4 protein-coding genes are annotated in these 4,677 nt (G+C 72.8%); 3 read left to right on the forward strand and 1 reads right to left on the reverse strand.

The annotated features are described in order from the left end of the window. Positions 1-247: 247 nt before the first annotated feature. Positions 248-547 carry a ferredoxin III, nif-specific gene (fdxB, locus tag AC5LUJ_RS18755; RefSeq protein ID WP_250286053.1) on the reverse strand — a complete coding sequence of 100 codons (300 nt, stop codon included), beginning with the start codon at positions 545-547 and terminating at the stop codon, positions 248-250. A gap of 297 nt (positions 548-844) precedes the next feature. Here fdxB and AC5LUJ_RS18760 point away from each other — a divergent pair, with 297 nt between their 5' ends. The 3 genes from AC5LUJ_RS18760 to AC5LUJ_RS18770 form a co-directional block, all read left to right on the forward strand. After that, positions 845-1,006 (forward strand): hypothetical protein, encoded by a 162-nt coding sequence (locus AC5LUJ_RS18760; protein WP_493465383.1) that lies wholly within the window; start codon positions 845-847, stop codon positions 1,004-1,006. A 533-nt stretch (positions 1,007-1,539) separates the two neighbouring features. After that, a complete protein-coding gene (locus AC5LUJ_RS18765) occupies positions 1,540-3,132 on the forward strand; it encodes a beta-ketoacyl [acyl carrier protein] synthase domain-containing protein (protein ID WP_493465384.1) in 1,593 nt (530 codons plus the stop codon). Positions 3,133-3,311: 179 nt separating this feature from the next. Further along, a partial coding sequence (locus AC5LUJ_RS18770; RefSeq protein ID WP_493465385.1) for an acyltransferase domain-containing protein occupies positions 3,312-4,677 on the forward strand: 1,366 nt, incomplete at its 3' end.

The following is a 4,677-nucleotide window of genomic DNA, read 5'->3' on the forward strand; positions in this document are numbered from 1 at the left end:
TCGGTGCTTTTTCAGCGTCTCTTCAGCGCTTCCTCGGCGTTCGAGACCGGGTGTCGGCAGGGCTGGAAAGCCGGGAAAACCGGAAGCCGACATGGGAGACCCGGATCCGGAAGATCCGGGTTCCCGAGCGCCGTCCGGAGCAGGCCGAACGGTCCTCGTGTCCCGGCGGGCGGCCCGGCGTCACCGCGGGAGCCAGCCGGGACACAGCCGCGCGAAACGGAAACGGTGAAACGGAAATACCGGTGGATCAGGCCGCCTCGGCCGGCTCGTAGGTCTGGCAGCGCGGACCGCACACCCGGATGCAGGCATTGCAGCCGATGCACTGGCCGGCGGCATCGATGATCATAATTTTGCGCTCGATGTCCTCGTCGTCGTCAAAGGGATCGACCAGTTCACCCTCGTCGTTCACGCCCATCAGGCGGAGCACACCCTGGGCGCAGACCTTGTAGCAACGACCACAGCCGATACATTTGTCCCCGTCCAACGCCACGATGTACTGCGGTACCCAGGGAGTACCGTCGCGGGTGGCGAACTTCACATGACTCATTCCCGATCTCCTCGGTCCAGAACGATCAGACGGCGCGCTTCACGCCTCCTGGCGGCCCGTGCGGCCGAGCCGCCGGCAGCGCGGAAAACACGACCACGCCACCTTCGGCCCGCTACGCGAGCGGCGTCCGATGCGCCATATACACGACCTGTCCGAGGAACCGCCCGTGGACGGGAAGCACGGAAGTCGCCCAGGGGCACCTACGACGCCTACAGCTCCATCTTGGCGTGGGCCCCGCGGGCGGGCACCGTACAAGTACGCAGGTACCTCAGCAAACGGTATCTCGGCCCCGGCCACGTGGGCGGACGGCTACTTGACCAGGGCGCGGCGGGCTCCCCGCGGCCGGGGTGGCGGGCCGTCCGGGCCTTCCGGACGAGCCGTCGCGCCCGCGCGCCGCCCACCGGCGCGGCGCCGGAGAACGTCGACGCCGCCGCCGCCGACGACGACGACAAGATGTGATGTGCACACATTCATGTCCACCCGGCCGGCATATCAGCCCGGCCAGCCGCCGTGGACGACCCGCCGGCCGAACCACAATCCCTCGACCGTCTTCCAGGAGCGATACAAAGTAAAGACTGTTCCAGCCGGCGTGCGCGGGACTCTCCGACCAGGGCCCGCGGAGCTGAACGCGACGCGCCGGGACGAGAGGTGGAAAAACGACGTTACCCGGCATGCCACCGCCCGCCGGGCGAGATGCGGCGAGATCGTCCCCGGGCCGGTCAGAATACCGACCAGGAAACTGGCCAGAACGTACTGCCGGCAGCATACGAGAACATAACGACACCGAGATACCAAGCAAATACACACTGGCGTACGAAAACGGCGGATGGCCCGCGAGGACACCACCGGAGAGGACCGCCGGTAAACGGCGGCGGCTCATGAACAAACATGCCCGACAGGACCTCCGTGGCCGCTGTCCGCGACCGTTCCCGGACCGCGCCACAACATCCAGACAATTATCTTGCGCCAATCGACAATCGGGGGGATCGCCTGTGACGGACGTCGCGATAGTCGGGCTTTCGGCTCGTTTTCCGGGCGCGGCCGACCTCGGCGAATTCTGGCGCCTGCTCCAGACAGCGGGGCCACAGTTCCACGAGGTGCCGGACAGCCGATGGATTCACCGGACCTTCTACGACCCGCTGAATCCACGAAATCCGCATCGGGCCTATACCGACCGGGTCGCCTTCGTCGACGACGTCGACCGGTTCGCGGCGGCGCACTACCGGATCCCACCGCTGCGCGCCCGGGCGATGGACCCGCAGCAGCGGCTACTGGTCGACCTCGCCCGTGAGGCGCTGCAGGACGCCGGCCTGGAACGCCGCCCGTTCGACCGGGCACACACCGGCGTCTACATGGGCATCAGCCAGTCCGACTACCGGGAGCTGGCCGGCGCCCGGATACGGGCGAGCCTGCTCGCGGACGGCTCGCTGCACGGCGGCGAGGCCGACCCGGACCTGCTCGCCGCGGCCGAGCGGGCCGCGGACGCCGGCATCGCCGCACCGCACGCGTACACCCTGGCGGGCTGCCTGCCCAACATGGCGGCCGGAACGATCAGCAGTGTGTTCGACCTCGGCGGCCCCGCGTTCGCCATCGACTCCGCCTGCTCGTCCGTGCTGGTGGCGCTGCATGAAGCGGTCCTCGCGCTGCGCACCGGGGTGTGCCGGGTCGCCCTGGTCGGCGGGGTCTTCCTCAACCTGGCCCCGGACGCGCTGATCTCCTTCTCCCGGGTGGGTGCGCTCTCACCGAGCGGGGTGTGCCGTCCCTTCGACGAGCGCGCCGACGGGTTCGTCCTCGGCGAGGGCGGCGGGGTCGCCGTCCTGCGTCCCCTCGCGGACGCGCTGGCCGACGGTGACCGGGTGTACGCGGTGATCCGCGGCATCGGCATCACCAACGACGGCCGCGCCGCCGGCCCGATGACGCCGAGCGCCCATGGGCAGCTTGCCGCGCTGCGGGCCGCCTACGCCGACGCCGGTGTGGCCCCGGGCACGGTAAGCGTGATCGAGGCCCACGGCACGGGAACCACCGTCGGTGACCGGACCGAGACCACCGCGCTGCGGGACCTGCGCGCGGAAGACCCCACGGCCGGGCCGTGCGACCTGCTCTCGGCCAAGGCCCTCATCGGCCACACCCTGGCGGCGGCCGGGGCGGCGAGCCTGGTGAAGATGGCGCTCGCGCTGCACCACGGGATCGTCCCGCCGCAGCCGGAGATCCGGCCCGACCCGGCCCTGCCGCTGGCCGAGGCCGGGCTGCGCGTCCCGACCGAGCCCCGGGTGTGGACCGACACCGAGGAGCGGCCCCGGCGGGGCGCGATCAGCTCGTTCGGCTTCGGCGGCACCAACGTGCACGTGATCATGGAACGGGCGCGACGCCGGGCGGACGGCCGGGCGGACAGCCGGGCGGACTGCCAGGCAGCGCCGGACTCCCCGCCGGGGCGCCATGGCTGCTGCTGCTGTCCGCGGGCTCGGTGGAGCTACTCGCCAGCCACGCCGAGGCCGTCCGGGACACGGTGGAGGCCGACCCGACGATCACACCGGCCGCGCTCTCCCACACCCTCGCCACCCGTGAGCTGCTCCCGGCCCGGCTGAGCCTGGTCGCGACATCCCGCGCCCAGGTGTGCCAGCGGCTCACCGAGGCCACGGCCCGGCTGCGGGCCGGCCGCCTCGGCGAGCTGCCGGGCGGCGGCTACGCCGTGTCCGCCCCACTGCCCGAGGCGGACCGCCGGACCGCCCTGATGTTCCCCGGGCAGGGCATCCAACGGCCGGGCATGCTCGCCGACCTGTACGAACGGTTCGCCGGCTTCGCCGCGCCGGCCGACGCGTCGGACGAGGTCCTGCGCCCGTTGCTCGGCCGCCGCCTGGCCGAGCTCGTGTGGGACGCGCGTCCGGACGCCGGTCAGCGGGCAGCCGAGACGACGGAGGCGGCCGAGACAGCAGAGACAGCCCTGACCGCGACCGAGATCTGCCAGCCCGTGCTCGGGGCGCTGGGCATCGCGGTCGGCGAGCTGCTGGCGCGCTGCGGGCTGCGGGCGGACGTCTGCATCGGCCACAGCGTCGGGGAACTGCCGGCGGCGGTGGCCGCGGGCGCCGTGGAACCGGCCGACGCCCTGCGCTTCCTGGCCGAACGGGGCGCGGCCGTCGCCGGCGCGCAGCCCGCGTGGCGCGGCGGCATGCTCGCGCTCCACACCGACGAGGCAATGTTCCACCGGCTCGCCGCCGGCATCGACGGGGTGTGGCTCGGCTGCGTCAACCATCCCTCGCAGCTCGTCGCCAGCGGCTGGCTGAGCGCGCTGGAACGGCTCCGCGAACGCGGTGCCGCCGAGGGCGTCACGACCAGACAGCTGCGGGTCTCGCACGCCTTCCACTCCCCCCTGGTGGCCGAGGCGGACGCCCGGATGGCGGACACGCTGGCGGCCCTGCCCATCCGGGCCCCGCGGGCGGTCATCGCCTCCTCGGTCAGCGGGCAACGGTGCGACGACCCGCGGGAGCTGCGGACGCTGTGGGCACGGCACTGCTCGGCTCCGGTGCGCTTCATGGACGCGGTCCGTGACGCGGCCGCGGCGGGTGCACGGATCTTCGTCCAGGCGTTCGGTGGCGACTCGCTGCTGTCCATGGCGCACCGTTCCCTGGCCGGATCGGTCCAGGCCAGGTACGTGGCCCTGGCCGCGGGCCGGCCCGACGACGGCCGCACGCTGCTCGCCGGCCTCGGCCAGCTGGCCTGCCTGGGCGTCCCGCTCGACGTCCTGCCGCTGTTCGGCCCCGGCGAGCGGGAGCTGGTGGCCCTGCCTCCCTCGCCGCTGGTCACCAGCGCCTACTCGGTACGTATCAATGCCGCCGGCAGGCCGGCCCGGCCTGGCTCGCCGGCCGGGCCGGACAGCGGGCCGGCCATCACCCCGGCCGGACGCGGCACCGGGCCGGACGCCGTGCCCGGACAGCACGGCACCAGGCCGGCTGCGTCCACAGCGGACGGCCAGGCCGTAACCGGCAGGGCCGTAACCGGCAGGGCCATGAACAACGGAGCCACAAGCGGCGGGACCGTGAGCGACGGCTCCACCGGCACCGGGCCCGTCCGGATGACGTCGGCCGCCGCCCCGAAGCGTGCCGGCGGTGCCGGAAACCTTGCCACGGCCCACC

Source organism: Protofrankia sp. CiP1_Cm_nod3 (assembly GCF_982290655.1).